At 55.7% G+C, this 17,162-nt stretch carries 15 protein-coding genes and 2 pseudogenes; 2 read left to right on the top strand and 15 right to left on the bottom strand.

Annotated features, from left to right (window positions below; translation table 11 throughout):
• The first annotated feature begins 120 nt into the window (after window positions 1-120).
• Complete coding sequence (locus tag RLCC275e_RS28805; protein ID WP_033183712.1) at window positions 121-1,017, top strand: GGDEF domain-containing protein; 897 nt, start codon at window positions 121-123, stop codon at window positions 1,015-1,017.
• Between the two features lie 181 nt (window positions 1,018-1,198).
• Here RLCC275e_RS28805 and RLCC275e_RS28810 read toward each other — a convergent pair whose 3' ends face one another.
• Window positions 1,199-1,498, bottom strand: a complete 300-nt coding sequence (locus RLCC275e_RS28810; RefSeq protein WP_033183711.1) for a hypothetical protein — start codon at window positions 1,496-1,498, stop codon at window positions 1,199-1,201.
• Between the two features lie 254 nt (window positions 1,499-1,752).
• Here RLCC275e_RS28810 and RLCC275e_RS28815 point away from each other — a divergent pair, with 254 nt between their 5' ends.
• Complete coding sequence (locus tag RLCC275e_RS28815) at window positions 1,753-2,004, top strand: hypothetical protein (RefSeq protein ID WP_141653431.1); 252 nt, start codon at window positions 1,753-1,755, stop codon at window positions 2,002-2,004.
• Between the two features lie 50 nt (window positions 2,005-2,054).
• On the opposite strand, the pseudogene RLCC275e_RS34435 reads toward RLCC275e_RS28815, so the two are convergent.
• The 14 genes and pseudogenes from RLCC275e_RS34435 to RLCC275e_RS28880 form a co-directional block, all read right to left on the bottom strand.
• Window positions 2,055-2,150 (bottom strand): annotated as a pseudogene (locus tag RLCC275e_RS34435) (ABC transporter ATP-binding protein); the annotation flags it as partial.
• A gap of 84 nt (window positions 2,151-2,234) precedes the next feature.
• Window positions 2,235-2,810 (bottom strand): hypothetical protein, encoded by a 576-nt coding sequence (locus RLCC275e_RS28820; protein ID WP_141653430.1) that lies wholly within the window; start codon window positions 2,808-2,810, stop codon window positions 2,235-2,237.
• A gap of 101 nt (window positions 2,811-2,911) precedes the next feature.
• Complete coding sequence (locus RLCC275e_RS28825; protein WP_033183709.1) at window positions 2,912-3,394, bottom strand: hypothetical protein; 483 nt, start codon at window positions 3,392-3,394, stop codon at window positions 2,912-2,914.
• A 6-nt stretch (window positions 3,395-3,400) separates the two neighbouring features.
• Window positions 3,401-3,919: a hypothetical protein gene (locus tag RLCC275e_RS28830; protein WP_141653429.1), complete on the bottom strand. Its 519-nt coding sequence runs from the start codon at window positions 3,917-3,919 to the stop codon at window positions 3,401-3,403.
• A 711-nt stretch (window positions 3,920-4,630) separates the two neighbouring features.
• The gene (locus RLCC275e_RS28835) at window positions 4,631-5,491 is read right to left on the bottom strand and encodes a tetratricopeptide repeat protein (protein WP_033183707.1); all 861 of its coding nucleotides are present in this window, start codon (window positions 5,489-5,491) and stop codon (window positions 4,631-4,633) included.
• Between the two features lie 291 nt (window positions 5,492-5,782).
• Window positions 5,783-6,235, bottom strand: a pseudogene (locus tag RLCC275e_RS28840) (ATP-binding cassette domain-containing protein); the annotation flags it as partial.
• A 137-nt stretch (window positions 6,236-6,372) separates the two neighbouring features.
• Window positions 6,373-8,616, bottom strand: a complete 2,244-nt coding sequence (locus tag RLCC275e_RS28845; RefSeq protein WP_033183706.1) for a bifunctional diguanylate cyclase/phosphodiesterase — start codon at window positions 8,614-8,616, stop codon at window positions 6,373-6,375.
• A gap of 156 nt (window positions 8,617-8,772) precedes the next feature.
• The gene (locus RLCC275e_RS28850; RefSeq protein ID WP_033183705.1) at window positions 8,773-11,007 is read right to left on the bottom strand and encodes a hypothetical protein; all 2,235 of its coding nucleotides are present in this window, start codon (window positions 11,005-11,007) and stop codon (window positions 8,773-8,775) included.
• Entirely contained in the window at window positions 11,007-12,227 is a 1,221-nt protein-coding gene (locus RLCC275e_RS28855) for a hypothetical protein (RefSeq protein WP_246723441.1), read from the bottom strand. Before RLCC275e_RS28855 ends, RLCC275e_RS28850 begins: the two co-directional genes overlap by 1 nt.
• Window positions 12,191-13,129, bottom strand: coding sequence for an FAD-dependent thymidylate synthase (gene thyX / locus RLCC275e_RS28860; RefSeq protein WP_033183703.1), 939 nt, complete (start codon window positions 13,127-13,129; stop codon window positions 12,191-12,193). The genes RLCC275e_RS28855 and thyX overlap by 37 nt, the downstream gene beginning before the upstream one ends.
• A 285-nt stretch (window positions 13,130-13,414) precedes the next feature.
• A complete protein-coding gene (locus RLCC275e_RS28865; RefSeq protein ID WP_033183702.1) occupies window positions 13,415-14,227 on the bottom strand; it encodes an ABC transporter ATP-binding protein in 813 nt (270 codons plus the stop codon).
• On the bottom strand, window positions 14,224-15,213 hold the full coding sequence (locus RLCC275e_RS28870; RefSeq protein WP_003554069.1) for an ABC transporter ATP-binding protein: 990 nt from the start codon (window positions 15,211-15,213) through the stop codon (window positions 14,224-14,226). Before RLCC275e_RS28870 ends, RLCC275e_RS28865 begins: the two co-directional genes overlap by 4 nt.
• 1 nt (window position 15,214) lies before the next feature.
• On the bottom strand, window positions 15,215-16,072 hold the full coding sequence (locus RLCC275e_RS28875) for an ABC transporter permease (protein ID WP_033183701.1): 858 nt from the start codon (window positions 16,070-16,072) through the stop codon (window positions 15,215-15,217).
• A gap of 3 nt (window positions 16,073-16,075) precedes the next feature.
• On the bottom strand, window positions 16,076-17,080 hold the full coding sequence (locus RLCC275e_RS28880; protein WP_003554064.1) for an ABC transporter permease: 1,005 nt from the start codon (window positions 17,078-17,080) through the stop codon (window positions 16,076-16,078).
• Between the last annotated feature and the right edge of the window lie 82 nt (window positions 17,081-17,162).

Genomic DNA, 17,162 nt, shown 5'->3' on the forward strand with positions numbered 1-17,162 from the left:
TTGAAAACGGCATCTCGTTGACGTTTCCGTAATCACTGCAGGCGCTTTGCTTGCTGACTGGCTCTTTTCTCATAGGGTTTCTGCGCCATCTCATCCCAAGGCAACCAGACGGGGTTCGGTATGGACGAGATATTCGAACAGCTGCTGCACCTTTCCGCACGCACCGAAACGCTGATTGCGGTCTACGATAGTCATGACCGGCTACGATACGCCAACGGCGCCTTTCGTTCGGTCTATTTCATCGAGCCGGATGAAACGCCACTCTGGCCGGATCTCATGCGGCGCAATTTTGAGCTGCGGCGCGGCACCGTCATTCAGACGAGCAATTTCGACGAGTGGCTGCGGTCGACACAGTCACGCCGCGGCAAGATCGGCTATCGCGCTTTCGAGACGGACCTCTACGATGGCCGATGGTTTTGGATGACCGAGGCGGTCCAGAAGAACGGTTGGATGATGTGCATTGCAAGCGACATCACCAGTCTGCGAGCCCATGGCAGGACTGTCCGGCAAGATCGCGATCAGGCGATCAAGGCGTCTTACACCGACGAACTAACGGGTGTCGCCAACCGCCGCTTTGTGATGGCACGCGTCGATGACATGCTGGCAGCCGCTGAGCACGGAAACAACGGATGCCTTGCGGTCTTCGACATCGACAATTTCAAACACATCAACGATCGGCTTGGTCACCATGCCGGGGATGTCGTCCTGCGCGATTTTGCCCATCGCATTCATCAGAATGTTCGCCGCAACGATTGTTTTGGGCGGGTCGGCGGAGAAGAGTTCCTGCTCGTGATGCCGGCAACCGGGCCGGAAGACGCCATTGCCATCGTCGAGTGCATGCTGACGGTGATCCGGTTCTCTCGGCCTCTGCCTGAATCTCCCGACTTCAGCTACACCTGTTCTGCCGGCATTGCCGCTTGTGCCCCGTCAGACAGCGCGTCCGACCTTTATCGACGCGCCGATCAAGCACTCTATGCGGCCAAGTTAAGCGGCCGGGACAGGGTGCGCGCAGCCTAAGTGCCTAATGCATGTCGCCCGGAAGTGTGCAGCGGTTCCGGGACAACGACATGCATAAAAACAAAGATCTATACGGTTGAACCTCAATGTGATCAGTCGACTTCGACGCGCCGCAGTCGTGGCTGACGGCAATCTGGACTTGTTCGCTGAGGCAGGAACCTATGCTACTGCGCGCGATCTCCTAAATCCCCGACCCGTAGAGCTCCTGGTCATCGTCGCCTTCCCAAGGGGAGGGCATCGAGGTGCGATTGGCCGAGGGCATCGGCATCCAACACTTCAATTCCGGCTCGGCATATTCGATGATGTGCCCTGGCGAGGAATCAGAGGCGCGCCAGCCTTCTCCAGCGAACTGATCGCCATGCGACCAATAGGCGAGGTCAACTTCCGCCGGCCCCTGTTCGGACGGGCGAATCGTGACGAGGATCCGGCTACCGTCTCTCGGTGCGCTTGCCATGTCGCGCCAGCGGTCTGTGTCGTCCATCGTTTTTCCTCCTGCCTCGCTGCAGGTTGCGAGTGTCGCCTCGCCATCGGAAACGGTCAATTGAAACTTTGACGACCGATCCGATGGTTTGACCCGGTCATGGTATGATCTGAAGAGCGCGCTGAAGGCTTGACACCGCTTGTCGATTTTGCTTAGGCGCACGTTCGCCGCGCACTCCTGCCTCCCCTTGCGGCGCATCTGTGCGCAGAAGGGGCCATCCGTTCGAAGTTTACAGGCAACTGCTAGAGGCCGTGTTGCGCTTTCGTAATACATTGTCAGTGATTGGTGGAAGCCGCCTTGTCGTAACGCCTCTTGCGAGCAAGCTGATTACCGTCGGCAGCGCTTTAGCTTGCTTTGAAATGAAAATGCTGTCCCTTGACAGTATGTCCGGTGTCGCGATCCCCTATGCGGAGCCGAAGCACTATGTTATCGAGGTCGGTGCCCTGAAATCATCAAAGGCCGATCTGTCGGTTCTCGTTCTTACCGGGGATCCCTTTCAGGATTGATCCGCAGACTATCCACAAAGCCGCTAAACCATTCGCGGCATCTCCCCACGCTAATCACCCACCCCACTAAAATCCGCCGCCAGTACCGCATCCTTCAGCGCCCGCGAATACGCATGCTGCGGATCGTCCAACACCGCCCGCGCTCGACGATTTGACCTGCGAACGCACTAATTTTTACGTCCGGCGGTCGCCGATGGAATGCAGCCTACCGAGCACCGAAACTTATTCGGTCACTTTTTCGGCCCCGCTTGCTTAGTCTTCTCGATGGATTCCAGCTTCTTCCCAACATTCTTTCTTATGACACTCTCCAAGTCGACGTTGGCGCCGCCAGAAACAAACACATCGATCGCAGCTGGTGGTGATGTTAAGTTCCATAGGTGATCCAAGATGACCTCGGATCGATCACATATGCAGCCATGTGTGTAATCTCTTGCTCTATGCTTTCCATGGATGTAGTCCCCGTGGTCGGGAGCTCCGGCTGTAGGGTTCAAGCGCGCGCGTATCGTACCCCACTCAACCTGCATGTCCCAGTGGGTACCTTGATGGTCCTGGACGTCTCGACTAACTTGCTGAATGCCGTAGAACGGCTTTAAAGTTCCGTCGGTATTCGCTTCGTTCGTATCTTCACCGCCACGAATATCCAGGCGCATACGGTAATGCCCGTCGTCCAAAGGATTAAAGGACCTGCCGCCGGAAAATGCAGTCGATCGCTTCACGACCGTTGCATTGTCCAGAAGTGTAAGCTCGCCTAAAACACCGCCCTCGGAATTTGTGCCCAATTTGATGAAGGTGATCGTAAGCGTCACAGCCGAACTCCACATATAACCATCAGATAAACCCCACTTGCGCACGGCCGAAGCGGCTATAACCTCAGATTGAGACAACCTTCGCTTCCATCTTCCATTATTCAATACGTGACGGAGTCAGTTACCGACGACAATGGCGGACTGCCCTCTGTGGTTGCGATCAGTCGGTAATATCCTATCTGCCTATCCATCGCGATGGACTTTCGCGTTGAGGCCAGAACGGGCGTGAGCGAGACGCGGCATAGGAGATTGGAAAGGTTGTAGAACTTGCTTTCCCAAGCCAAGAACTTCTCCCGATCGAGAAAGCATTTTCTTCGACCAACTATTTTGTCTTCATTCCCGATCAATATGATTTTTTCAGGAAAAGGGGACAGTTCGTGGCTTGTAATCAAGTATTCGTCGCCATCGAGGAATTCCTTCCACTCCATCCGGAAAAGGATATTCTCCAAGTAGTCAAACGCTCTGAGCTGCTCCGGCAAATCCTGAATGTCGACCTCGTAGGCAAGGTCAACGAAACTTCCCTTCTTGTTATTCCATTCTTGCTCGGCTGAAACATTGAAATATGTAATATGAACCGGGAGCATCGGTGCCTACCTTATACGAGCGAGAAAAAGCATCAATCCATCCTGAACCGAAAGGCGAACCTTTCTGATCGCAGGGGGATTGACCGGAACGACGAATGTGACGGGTTCGTCCGAATATGTCACAGAGCCGTTGTCGTCGACATTGCTCTCTTGACCGGTGATCGTGACGACGGGTTCGTCGAGTTCAACCCAATAACTATTGTAAATTGCTCCGCTCGGAACGCCACTTGCAGCTTGGTCAAGAGGGAAACCAACGTCTGGCTGAAACCTGAGATATACGGGCAGAACGCCATCTGAGTAAGCCCATTCTTCCCGATTTGCTGTTCGATTGATGTAATCGTATAGCAATTTGTCAGCGGTTGGCTTTGTTGTAGCCGCCATGCTGTAGACATCGAAGTGTTGTACGCCGCCAGAGACGAATGGAATCGGATATTCGATCCCAAGAACACCGAGAAAAAGCTTAGAAAGTCCGGCAGAACCATTAATTCGGCAATCGAAAGAAAGACCCCTAATTCTATTTGGCATATATACCTCCCATCACGCACTCTACCAATAAGGGAAACACATCGAATAATTTCTGTCAATCAATTTGGTGCAGGCATGCCTGATGGCTTCCATAAATATTTATCTGTTGTTGGGATGCAGAAGTTTATACGTAATTCAGCGTATGTCTTGCTTGCGACATTGGGACCTGTGACTCCCGTTGATGTGAGAGGCACTAAGATAGTTCGGCCAGTCTGATCGGCAGCTTTTCCTGCAAAAAGAGGAGTTGCTCGTCGATCTGGCCAGCTTCGATAAGTGCCGGTATCGGAGAGTGATTGAGGCTGACATGCTGGCAGATGATATTGATATTGCGCGTTTTATATCGAGGTCTTTGACCATCCTGGCGGCAATCGATTTCACGGCCATCTCTTCGAATTCCGCTGCCGCATCGCCCGTCGGCACCAATTCAGTTCCGGCGTTCCCGGGCTGGATAATTGGCTGCGTCGCCGCGCCCGCGCCAATCAGGCAGCCGGCGCATCGCGCACCCTCGTCGTTTGCTGAGCGAGTTCCTGCGCTACCCGAGATATCAGCGAAACGCTTTTGGACGGCGGTTTTATCCTCGTTTTCTGACCCATCCAATGCACCGTCATCCCCTAAGTTGCGCCCAATTAGACGAGAGCTCGTGGTTCAGCTCCGTTCAGCGAGGGTCGAATGTCTACCGTTGGCTCCAACAGGATTCTTAGGTAAAGGGCCTCAGGTGCATGACAACGGCGAAATTGTAGCCAAAAGATCACGGAAAACCCGCAGGTGGCCAACATCGGAGTTGGTGTCTGGAAAGAGCCACTCTCGCCACTGCGGTTCGATCTGGATTGCGGAACAGAGGTTTTTAATCGCGGATTCTAAATGTTTCCCTTTATCAGCTGCCACACCACTCGTCGATGAAAGCCCGAGCCGAGCGATTCCCTCAAAGACGCGCGACTGCCCAGAGCTGCCGCCATCATCATTAGTCACGCCGCGAAGTATATCGAGTGCGTTTGAATAATCGCCGTCAAAGACCAAGGCACGCCCGTAGCCATAACGATAGCGGCTGTTCTCAGGATCGCCTTTATATAACGCTCCATATCTCTCCACAGCCGTCTTATAGTCGTCAATCCAGATTGAAGCATCTGCGATGTTAGCGCGCTTGGTCGCACCGTTATCTGGATCGGCTTCTATTGCCTTATTCCATGCGTCTATTGCCCCCCGGTAGTCGCGCATCGCGTATTTGCTTTTGGCTTGGATGTCCCAGCCGATCGACTTGGCACCGCAATCGCAAAGCATTTCGCCAGCTCGGCTTGCGGAAGTCCACTGCTTTTGCTCGAAATATCTCAATGCGTCGAGTTGAAGCGAATTCGCTTTGTACCAAGGACACGGGTAAAAAAAGAAGATATACACAGCCAAAACTGCAACTGTAAGAACACTGAAGATTGTAATGGTGCGCCCACGATATCGTGTGATCGGTTCATAGATGTTTTTGGGAGCGCGCTGTAAGTACGGCTGTAAAGCCGGCACAGCTAAAACCGCTGCAACCGCAGAAATAACGCTCAGTATAAACGCGACGACGTCTAGGTTCATTGCGCAGTCCCCGTTAATTGCAATGATAGCAGCAACAGGGATCGCCCCCCGGACCTGCCATTAAATCAGGCGGAGACAAGAATGTAAGTATTACTAGGAATATAATCTTGAGCATTCGGATCATTACACTGCCCTTAGTATGACGATTACCGGATTAATAGCATTTTGTGCGTTGGACGTCGAGGTGGCAGATCACACGTGGAAGTGTTTTATTACTTTCCTCCAGCCGCCGGACCTGGTTCCAGTGTCGAGCTAACAGTCGCAGGCATTCGCCCTCTTCCCTCGCAGTACTCACCCCGCCGCACTAAAATCTGCCGCAAGCACCGCATACTTCAGCGCCCGCGAATACTCATGCTGCGGATTATCCAACACGGTCCGCGCCTGTCCGCGCTCGACGATTTCGCCTTTGCGCATGATGATAATGTTGTCGCTGATGTAATAGGCGGTGGCGAGGTCGTGGGTGATGTAGACGATTGAGAGACCGAACTCGTTTTTCAGGCGGCCGAAGAGATTGACGATGGCCATGCGCAGCGATGCGTCGACCATGGAGACCGGTTCATCGGCCACCAGCAGGCGGGGTTGCGGGATCAGCGCGCGGGCAATGGCGACGCGCTGGAGCTGGCCGCCCGATAGTTCGTGGGGAAACCGGCCTTTCACTTCTTCCAGGGTCAGGCCGACATGGACGAGGGCTGCATCCGCCATCCGCTCCGCCTGCTGCCGGTCCGGCCGTTTTCCCGAGGTGGAGCTTGAATAGCAATAGGGGCCAATCGGAACTTACATACGGCTGTGCTGAGTTGAAATCCGCTCTATCGAAAAAGGCAGCCACAAAACAATCGGGAAACACGCACGGTAAATAGTCATACCCCGAATGCAGGGTTTGGCTACCGACCTGCCTCTGTCATTCCTTTGTCCTTCATACGGCAAAATTCAATCAACTGCTCCGAGGTCATTGGTCGTGCCAGAGCGTAACCTTGCAAGATATGGCAACCGAGATCTTTCAGGATCTTCGCATGCTCCATTGTCTCCACGCCCTCTGCAACGATGTCGATGTTCTGCGATCGGCCGATTTCGATGATGGAGGAGACCAGACGGCGCTGAGATGGAGACGCGATAATCGGCTTGATAATTTCGCGGTCGATCTTCAGGCGTCGCGGCTCAAATCGCAGCAGACTGACGATACTGGCATGTTCGGTGCCGAAGTCGTCGATCTCGATTTCGATGCCAAGCTTTTTGACGGCTGGAATGATCTCCTTGAGAACAGGTTGAAGATCATTGAAGGAGATTGTCTCGAGCAGCTCGAAACATAGGCGACCCTTCGCGATGGGAAGCTCGGCCAGCTCGGCAAGTAGATTTGCCTGCGCTAGCCGACGCGCTGAAATGTTGACCGAGACACGGGGAATTTGCATTCCCAGGCTGTCCCATCTTGTCAGCTCGAACAGGGCCTTGTGCAGGATCAGCCTATCCATGTCGCCGGTGCGCCCCAGCTTTTCCGCGGCCTCAAGAAATTTGTCCGGGGCGAGCAGACCTTTTTGCGGGTGATCCCAACGGGCAAGTGTCTCGACGCCGGCAATGTCCAATGTGATTGCATCGAACTGCGGTTGGAAGAATGCAACGAGTTCATCGCGATCGAGCGCATGCGTGAATTCGTCCGCCAATTCTTTCGAATGGATCGCGGCGCTACGAAGCTCTTCCGTGAAAACCGCCGCACGGCCGCGGCCCGCCTTCTTCGCCTCGTACAGAGCCAAATCGGCATTGAGAAGCAATTGGCCGAGGTCCCGCCCGAGAGCACCTTCAGTCTCCCAGGCGACGCCGACGCTTGCACCGACAACACAGGCCGCACCCTCGATGAAGAGGGGTTGATCGAGCGTATCGACAATTTTCCGGGCCAATGCGTTTGCCTTCGGCTCGGGATCGGCACTCCAACTGGCGAAGATGAACTCATCTCCACCGATCCGAGCCGCTGCATCGTTTGGACCAGCCAAATCGGCAAGGCGCGAAGCCGTTGCCTGCAAGACCGCGTCACCGCCCGCATGCCCTTTGGTGTCGTTGATCTCTTTAAATCGATCCAGGTCGATATGAATGAGGATCAGGCAATCTTGTGGACGCGGTCTCGGCGGTTGCGAGATCATCCGGTCGACAAATCGTCGATTGGGAAGCCCCGTCAATGCGTCATGCAGTGACAGGTACTCCAGCCTCTGCCGTGCTCGAACAAGCTTCTTCTTGTGAAGGCGAAGCTTTTCGATCGTTCTTTGGCGTGATCTGGTCAGAAAACCGATCCAGACAATCGGCGCAACGACACATAAGGCCAACAGGCTCGCGTAGAACTCAAAAATGCCGATCCCGCTATTTTGGCCCCATCCCTGCTTTGGCAGTGCGGCGAGGGTCCATCGGCCATAAACCATGTCAACGGATGTCTGGACCGGCTTCCTGGAAAAGGTTGCCAGGCTGCCGAAAAAAACCTGTGTGGGCGAATTCGGCTCGGGGACGGTGCTGATGGCGATCTCAAGCTCGGCCGAACCAAGGCCACTTTCCTGATAAAGCTTTGGTATGTCGACTATTCCGGAAAGCAGGCCCCAAAAGACCTGGCTTGTTCCGTTGTTGATGTAGATCGGGCATCTGACCACAAAAGCGGTTCCACCTTGAACAAGCTCCACCGGGCCTGTCAGAACGATATTGTGCGTGTTGCGCGCCAGCATCGCGGCAGCCCGTTGCTTCTCATTGGTTCGGTAGTCGAGCCCGATGGCCTTTTCGTTTCCTTTCTCCGGATAAACCCACCTGACCACCATGTCGGGCGCAGCGGCGAAGCTTCGCAATTGTGAATCGGGCTGCAGGATCTGCGCGGCAAGTTTGGAAAATCCGTTTTGGCCCATTTCTGGATTGACTGCGATGCCGGCCGCCAGCCCCTGCAACAGCTTCACATTGCTGTTGAGGTTCGTCTGAAGCCGGGAGGATATGGTGGCAAGCTCGCCGGCAACGATCGAGCGTTCATCGGCCAGCGATCGCTCCAGCCGCCAGTTCGTTGCGACCCAGACGACGATTGCTGCAATAATTGCCGCAAATATTGCCGGAGCGAATGCGCTGGTATGGCTTATTACAGAGCGAGCGAGATTGCTTCGAAACTTCATCAGGTTACCGGCGTGGGTGACAGGCCCTCATCCTTGCACGGTTTCTTTAAGGCAACGCTAAACCTGCGAGCGTTTCAAAACACGCAAAGTGCGGTGAAGCTTAAGGTGGTTCGTGTTTTGTACTGTAACGAGCTATTGCTCGCCTGGCCCGAATTATCAGGCAGGCTTTGACGTTTCTAAACCGTCTATGATGGCTTTCGGATTTTCCTCAACGAGGTAGGGAAGAATGGCGGAGATCAGCGACGGCAACCTGTTCTTGGGAAACGCAACAATCCGTTGCAGGTCAATATTGGCCAAGGTCATCTGGCGTGTCGCAAGCGCCACCAAAAATTCAAGTATTGCCTCGCCTTGGCTGTCCGCATGGTGCTCGAGCATTTTTAATATCAAATGGCTGATCTTAGCGCTGTGGTTCGCCGTGGCGGCGTGGGCATAGCTCAATTCGTGGGGGAAGGCCGCCCGAAGCAGGGACGCTTGGATTATGCCGTCATTGAAGCGCGTGAAGTTTTCGCTCGATAGCACGTTCATATGGAAAGGTGATTGCGCCAAAGGGGACGCTTGTCCAGTTTTCGATGGCTTTCGACGGCTCTCAAGGATGCTTGCGATTGTCGCAAACACATCTCCTTGCTTGATCTCAGACCCATAAGCGCCGTCCCAAAATGCAAAGCTTGGCCTCAACTCGAGAGGCTGAACGGAGGTATTGGGGAGAAAGAAGTCGTCTCCAACAATCGTGCGGGACAGAATGCGGATCCGCCGGTCGATAAAGCGGATCACCTTTTGCTTCGCAGTGCCCATCGACAGGTCGACTTTCACCTTCCTCCAGAAGGCCAGTTCTTTTGTCCAGGTCGAATACTGGTTCTCGTGGGGCAAGGTCATTGCATCCACGACGCAAAAGATATGCTTATGCTCCTTATTGTTGTGCTCAAGGTCTTTGAGCAACGTTCCTTGATATTCGGCAAGGCTGTGTTTGTTTACGCCGGCAAGGTAGGTTCGTGGCAAGTTTTCGAAAGGTTTGCGAAGATCTCGAGAGGCGTCCTGAAACGACTGGCCTGATCCTAAGGTAGCTGCGACAATCACCACACCTTTGCGGCTTCGCGTTGTATCATCAGGCTTTGAGTTCGACAGAATTTGCGGTCTAGGAAGACCGAGCTTGTGGACTTCATCCGCTACAATTTCTGCCAGTATCTCGCTGTCCCTACCCATGGTCGGTAAAATGTGGGAAGTGGACGCCGGGACGTTTCGCTGAACGAGCTTGCTGATGATGGATCGATTGCCGGCATCAAGTAGTGTGTGTTCCAGGTCGACAAACAGACCGTGACCTGCCCGCTCTTTGTGCTGTCGCAGGCTGAATGCGTTGTGGCCACGATACTTCTTCATCACCGCCATAAGCGCCGGCGTGGCAGCTGCCTCGACGAGCGTATACGCGGAGATTGTGGCGGCATCGGCGAGAAACTGGTCGCCGACAAAAGTGATCACACGGGATCCATCACGGCACCAAGGGCATTGGGTTTCCTCGAAAGTCTCAAGCATCAGCGGCTCAAGTTCCTTGATCGTTTCGCGAGCGTCGAAAACAATCGTCCCTGAAGGCTGCCTCGTGGTCGAGAACAGGGTAATGATGCGCTCCGGTGGCAGTTTCGTCTTTCCTGCCACAATTTCTGGAAGCGAACCGCTGGCGGTCGCGGAGATGAGCACCAATTCCTTCGATGGATCTTGGATCCAGAGCCGATCCAATCCCTCGTAAGAAAGAAAGCTCTGTATCTGGATACTCGAAGTCCGGTTGGTTAGCCGCCCCTTCAATGCGTAGGCGGCATACACCAAGGCGGCAATCGAGGACGAGTCGACCCAGACCTTTTCGTCGTGCTCGCCAAGATAGGGTAGCAGAGCTAGTGCGAGGAAACCGATCTCCTCGCCTTGGATCAGTGTATTCGCTGTTCTGAAGAAAGCGCGCGAATGGCGTCGGCGCGGATGGACGAAATGGTGCGCATGGGGCGCAACCAAAACGGCTTCGCGCGAGGAAACAAGATAGAGCGTGCCGGCCTGAATGATGCTGTGGAAGTCGGCGCTGCCAAGCTCTAAGCTGCCCTGTAAAACCGAGGATGTCGGCGCGGTCACTCGGCCGCAGGAATCAAATGACGCAAGGACGATCGCGGTGCCTTCCGGCAATCGGATTAGGGTGTCCGTTTGAATCATATCTCTTAGAGCATCTCTCATCGCTGGCGCAGCATCAGCCGGCGCGATGATAATCAGGGCTTCAGGATATGGATTGCCGCTCAGAATGTCCTGATCGACGATTTCAACCAGATCCTGCTGCCGAAACTCTGCAAGCGTTGTGACGAGGACAAGGCAATCAGCGTGCTCCTTGCGTGCCCAATGAAAATGGTAGAAGGCGCTCATCAGTTGCCGAGCCCAATCGGAATGAGAATTGTGAAAACAGCGCCCTCAACTCGCGCATGTTGTTCAGGCGATCCGCCGTCGATGTCGAGAAACCGAAGATCATCGTCAGTAACCCGCGGTTCTGTCATTCCAGGTGGAAACCATTTGCATAGCGATAGTCGGCCGGTTCTCAGCCGCATAAAACCTCCGGCGGATTTCAAGGCGTGCATCACTCGAGGAAGGCCCCATCCGTGCGATGGATTGGGAACCGTAGTAATGCTCTTCAGAAAGCACTTGTGAACCAGTTCGTACTCCCCTCCAATCGGCATCTCATCGGGAATTGGCGCACCGAAGGCCCGCGCGGCGAGCCCCGGACCGCTGTCAAAAACCGAGACTTCGAGAAACTCGACGCGAGGCCGAGCTGCAAGACGTTCCATGCTTTCGATATATTCGCGGAGCGCGGAGAGGCCCGCAGAAAACGCCTCATGGGGGATGTCGACCGGCCGGAGAGCGAACACAATACCGCGAGCTGAACGCCGGTAGAGTGCGCCTTCGAGGTCTGTCCGAGCGTGGAGATGTGTGTTCGAAAAGAGTTCTCGAAACAGACTCGCAAGCAACTCGGCATCTACATCTTCCATGCGAAGCCTATTTCGCTTGATAAGCCTGACCAAAGCTTGTCGGACAAGTCCGGTGAAATCACCCAATACCTCACCGGTTCGGGGATGATAGAGAAACGGGTTGGGGCCATCACGCTCTAGGTGATCGATTGAGACCAACGGAAGCGACTGGCCGTGGATTATTTGGTCAAATGTCCCAGTATAGAGCTTGTTTAGACGTTTGCTCACCAAACGCAGCATGCCGGCCGTAACGTCACGCTTGCCGTCGCGGCCAATAATGCGATCGGCGAAGGATGCAGCGATTAATCCATAAGTTCGGTCGAGTAACGTCTCGGCAGCGTGTTCTGGATCGACATCGCCATTGAGATGCAGTGTTGCTGAAGGTTCATTGCGGCGCGACCAGGTTATTGCCAGTTGTGCACCGCTAACCGAGCCGCCGGCTCTGGCCTCGAAAGGCCACTTGTTTGGGACGGTCAGGCTGCTTGAGCGCTCATTGACAAGACCGAGGACTGACTCGAGTCTATCATACACGGCGCTTTGGGCGAGGCGATCACGAATTTCTGCGCCAGGTGTCATAGTTGAAAGACTTACCGTTTCGCCAATACCGACAAAAAATCGTCCCACTCGCGCTTTGACATCGCAGTATCGGAGTGCTCGACTTTTTCTCCTGCCAGCATCCGGCGCAGGGCTTTGACGCCCTCGCCTGAGAAAGTCGCCGCGTCGAGGCGGTGTTCGCGAAACGCGGCGTAGGTCAGCGGGACCCATTTCTGCAGAACGTCCAAAATGACGTCGGCGTAAACTCTGATCTCGTACTGCGCGTGGGAATCAGCGCGAAGGCGAAGGAAATTCATAAGATTGTGGAGGTCGGTCTTCCAGTACCACTGGGTGTAGAAGTTTAGCGAAAGGTTCATGCGCGCAAGCTCACGAGCCAACCCTTGCCTGTCCTCATCAATTCTTTCGCCAGTCTCATCATGGTTTAGCATGTCCAAATAGTGGTCATACGATCGTTGGGAATCTTCTTTTAGCAGCTCGAGAATGTGTTTGGCTTCCGCCGGACCAACGACGTTACCACGACCCTGCCGGTTTTGTACCGACTGGGCAGCCAGCTGCTCCGGTGCAGGTAGGTAGAACTCACGGTCGAGGATTGAATAGCGAGCGGAGTATTCGTTGACGTTCGCCATTCGGTGGCGGATCCATTGGCGGGCAACGAAGATCGGCATCTTCACATGAAGCTTGATCTCGGCCATTTCGAACGGAGTCGTGTGCCAATGACGTAGCAAGTAGTTGATGAGGCCACGATCTTCATTGACTTGTCGCGTACCGCGGCCGTAGGAGACCCGTGCTGCCTGAACAACAGCGCTATCGTCGCCCATATAGTCAATAACCCGGACGAAACCGTGGTCGAGTACTGGGATCGCCTCATAAAGTATTTCTTCCAGGCCGGGAGCTACTATTCTCCTGGTGGGTGCTGTGGCTTCGCGCGACTGCTGGATTTGGAGCTTTTGTTCGTCCGAGAGCGTGCTCATATGCTATCCTCGCGTGCCTATTTTTGGAAAATTGTCTCGGCTCCAAACCGATTTGAAACGTAACCGGTTTTATCCATGTGGTGCAAACAAATGGTTGACGCCAGGGAACTGCGATTAAGTCCAAGCCACCCCGTCTCAGGGTGCCTATGTCGATTTCCGCGGCCGATTTTTCGGTCGCTGTCGTTAGCTGACTTGCGCGAATGAGCACCTTTTCTCGTCTCCCGCCGCAAAGAAATCACCGGGTGATAGACGCTCGCACTCGCCGCATCTCCCTATACACAGCACTTACACCGCCGCACTAAAATCCGCCGCCAGCACCGCATCCTTGAGCGCCCGCGAATACTCATGCTGCGGATTATCCAACACGGCCCGCGCCTGTCCGCGCTCGACGATTTCGCCTTTGCGCATGATGATGATGTTGTCGCTGATGTAATAGGCGGTGGCGAGGTCGTGGGTGATGTAGACGATGGAAAGACCGAGCTCGTTTTTCAAGCGGCCGAAGAGGTTGACGATCGCCATGCGCAGCGATGCGTCGACCATGGAGACCGGTTCGTCGGCCACCAGCAGGCGGGGTTGCGGGATCAGCGCGCGGGCGATGGCGACGCGCTGGAGCTGGCCGCCGGATAGTTCGTGGGGAAACCGGCCTTTCACTTCTTCAAGGGTCAGGCCGACATGGACGAGGGCTGCATCCGCCATCTTCTCCGCCTGCTCTCGGTCCGGCCGGTTTCCCGAGAACGAAAAATTGCGGGCGGTCTCGAAGAGATAACGATCGACCCGTTTCAGCGGATTGAAGGCTTCGAAGGGGTTCTGCAGAACCGGTTGGACCTCCTTCATGAAAGCCTTGCGTTCGGATCGGCTATGGATGGCGACGGTCCTGCCGCTGAATTGAAGCTCGCCTTCCGTCGGTTCGGTCTGGCCGAGGATCATCGCCGCGATCGTCGATTTTCCCGAGCCGGATTCTCCGACGATCGAGAGGATCTCCGGCTCCGCTCCGAGTTCGAAGCTGACGTCCTTGACCGCCGTGATCAGCCGCCGGCCAAGCATGCCGCCCTGCCGGTAGACTTTCGTGACATGCGAGAGGCTAAGAAGAGCGCTCAAACCTGATCTCCCGTAACGGCAAAACACGCCACGCGCCGCTGCGGCTCGACGGTGACGAGCGGCGGAACCTTCTGCGAGCAGATCTCCATGCGCTTCGGACAGCGCGGGTGAAACCGGCAGCCCTCCGGCGGCATGGCGAGGTTCGGCGGCCGCCCCTCCAGCGAAGGGCGAGCCGTCGCATCGCCGATGCGCGGCAGGCTGCCGACGAGGTGCTGCGTATAGGGGTGGAGCGGTTTGTTGAAGAGTTTGGCGGTCGGCGCTTCCTCGACGAGACGCCCGGCATAGACAATGCCGATGCGGTCGGAGACCGTCGCGTGAACCCCCATATCATGGGTGACGAACAGGAAGGACGAGCCCATCTCGCGCTGGATCTCGCGGATCATCGACAGCACGTCGCGCTGAACGATGACGTCGAGCGCGGTCGTCGGTTCGTCGGCGATGATGAATTCCGGCGTCAGGATAGTCGCCAGCGCAATGGTCATGCGCTGGCGCATGCCGCCCGACAGTTCGTGGGGATAGGCATCGAGCAGATGCGGATCCAGCTTCAGCCGCTGCAGATGGGTTGCGACCCTTTCGAGAAAGACCGGGCCGCTGACCTTCATGTGGCGAAAGGCGAAATCGGTGAAGGAATGACGGATCCGGCGCACCGGATTGAGCACATTCATCGAGCCCTGCATGATATAGGACAGATGCTTCCATCGCAGCGCCAGCCGATCCTCCGGCTTCATCGCGTAGATATCCTGGGTGCCGCCGTCGAAATGGAATGTCACCTTCCCGGACACGACCCTCAGCGGCGGCCGGATCGCGCCGGCGATGGTCTTGATCAAGGTCGTCTTGCCGCTGCTCGATTCACCGGCAACGCCATAGACCTCACCGCGGGCAATCGTCAGGCTGATATCGTCGACGGCGCGCACCTCGCGATCGACGCCGTAGAGGAAGGCACGGTAATAGGCTTTCAGGTTCTCAATTTCGACCAGAGGATCCATACTAATTTCCCATCCGGTTCAGCCGGCTGCGCGGATCATTGTATTCGTTCATCGACATGGACAGCAGGAAGAGCGCCAGGAAGAGGACGACGATGACGGCGACGGGGGCGGCCACCCACCACCATATACCTGATATCAGCGCCGAATGCGCATTGGCCCAATAGATCATCATGCCCATGGTCGGCGTCTCGATATCGGTGAAGCCCAGCACCGATAGGGTGATCTCCATGCCGATCGACCAGATCATGTTGTTCATCGTGGTGGCAAAGACGATCGGCAGAACATAGGGCAAGTGCTCCTCGACGAGGATCTTGCGCATGCTCATGCCGGAATAGACGCTCTGGGTGGTGAAGGACCTCGTCTTCAGGCTGATCGCCACCGAACGAATGAGGCGTGCATCATAGGACCACCCGAGCGCGGCCATGATGAGGATCAGCGCGGTCCAGGTCATGCTGTCCTTCAGCACGAAATAGAACAGGATCAGCAGCGGAAATTGCGGGATGACCATGACGCTGTCGTTGATGGCCATCAGCACCCGGTCGACCGCGCCGCCGGCATAACCGGCGACAAGGCCGACGACCAGCGAGATGATGCGTGAAATGAAGGCGACGCCAATGCCGAAAAACAGGGTGTTGCGAAGCGCGGTCGTCAGCTGCCAGAAAACGTCCTGGCCGCGCGACGTCGTGCCGAGCCAATAGTCGCCATCCGGCGGCATGTCAGGCGGCAGAAGATAGATGTCGGTCGCGCCGTAAGGCGAGAAATAGGACACCACTATTATTGCCACGATGACGGCAAAGAGCAGCAGGCCGCAGAGGAATTCCATATTCTGGCGCGCGAGGTCGCGGACGATCGTAAACATGCTCTATTCCACCTTGATGCGCGGGTCGATCAGCGGGCTCAGAATGTCGATGATGAAGACGGCGGCGGCGACGCCGACGATCGACAATGCGCTGAGGCCGAGCACCAGGCTGTAGTCGCCGGCATGCACTGCTTCGATCAGCAGGTTGCCGATGCCCGGATAGCCGAAGACGATTTCGGTAATGACCGTGCCGTTGAAGATCGCGCCGAGCGACATGGCAAGCCCGGTGAACTGCGGCACCATGGCATTGCGGGCGATGTAGGAGCGCAGGATCTTTCGCTTCGGAACGCCGCCAAGCTCGGCGAAGACGACGTAATCCTCGGTGATGATGTTGGAAACGAGCGCGCGCATGCCGATCAGCCAGCTGCCGGCGCCGACCATGATCAGCGACAAGGCCGGCAGGATCGAGTGTTTCAGGATATCGAAGACCAGGGCAAAGGAGAGGTCCAGATTGGCGTTCATCTCATAGCCGCCATTGATCGGCAGCACCGGCCAGAGATAGCCGAAGACAATCAGAAGCACGAAGGCCAGAATGTAATAGGGAATGGGAAGTAGCGCGATGAAGACGAGGCTGACGGCCTTCAGCACCATATCCTTGCGGTAATAGCCGGCGAGTGCGCCGATCGCATTGCCGAGCACGAAAGTGATCAGCGTCGACACCGTCATCAGACCGATGGTCCAGGGCAGGGACCGCAGGATGATGGTGGAAACGGGCGTGGGAAAAGCCGATAGCGAGGGACCGAGATCACCGGTCGCTAGCCGAAGCCAGAAATGCAGGTATTGCTGCCAGATCGAACCCTCCATGCCGTAAAGCTCGCGAAGCGACTGACGCATCAGTTCGATCGCATTCGGATCGGACTGCCCCATCTGGGTGATGGCGCCTATGCTTTCTTCGACCGGATCGATCGGGGTCAGGTGGGTGACGAAGAATGTTATCGTCACGCCAAGAAATACAACGAGCAGAAACTGACCGAACCGCTTCAGCACAAAGATCAGATAGGACGTCATAGGGCGGTGGTTCCTCTCTGGTTCCCTTCATCAAGTGGAAAGGATCGACGGACATGCCACATGCCCGTCGATTAGGAGGCCG

It is taken from the genome of Rhizobium brockwellii, assembly GCF_000769405.2.
In the GTDB taxonomy this organism is placed as follows: domain Bacteria; phylum Pseudomonadota; class Alphaproteobacteria; order Rhizobiales; family Rhizobiaceae; genus Rhizobium; species Rhizobium brockwellii.

Bases quoted from the DNA above. Each gene is read 5' to 3' on its own strand.
- RLCC275e_RS28805 (WP_033183712.1), top strand. From the start codon at position 121: ATGGACGAGATATTCGAACAGCTGCTGCACCTTTCCGCACGCACCGAA.
- thyX (WP_033183703.1), bottom strand. From the start codon at position 13,129: ATGAGCACGCTCTCGGACGAACAAAAGCTCCAAATCCAGCAGTCGCGC.
- RLCC275e_RS28875 (WP_033183701.1), bottom strand. From the start codon at position 16,072: ATGTTTACGATCGTCCGCGACCTCGCGCGCCAGAATATGGAATTCCTC.
- RLCC275e_RS28835 (WP_033183707.1), bottom strand. From the start codon at position 5,491: ATGAACCTAGACGTCGTCGCGTTTATACTGAGCGTTATTTCTGCGGTT.
- RLCC275e_RS28880 (WP_003554064.1), bottom strand. From the start codon at position 17,080: ATGACGTCCTATCTGATCTTTGTGCTGAAGCGGTTCGGTCAGTTTCTG.
- RLCC275e_RS28870 (WP_003554069.1), bottom strand. From the start codon at position 15,213: ATGGATCCTCTGGTCGAAATTGAGAACCTGAAAGCCTATTACCGTGCC.
- RLCC275e_RS28845 (WP_033183706.1), bottom strand. From the start codon at position 8,616: ATGAAGTTTCGAAGCAATCTCGCTCGCTCTGTAATAAGCCATACCAGC.
- RLCC275e_RS28810 (WP_033183711.1), bottom strand. From the start codon at position 1,498: ATGGACGACACAGACCGCTGGCGCGACATGGCAAGCGCACCGAGAGAC.
- RLCC275e_RS28830 (WP_141653429.1), bottom strand. From the start codon at position 3,919: ATGCCAAATAGAATTAGGGGTCTTTCTTTCGATTGCCGAATTAATGGT.
- RLCC275e_RS28850 (WP_033183705.1), bottom strand. From the start codon at position 11,007: ATGAGCGCCTTCTACCATTTTCATTGGGCACGCAAGGAGCACGCTGAT.
- RLCC275e_RS28825 (WP_033183709.1), bottom strand. From the start codon at position 3,394: ATGCTCCCGGTTCATATTACATATTTCAATGTTTCAGCCGAGCAAGAA.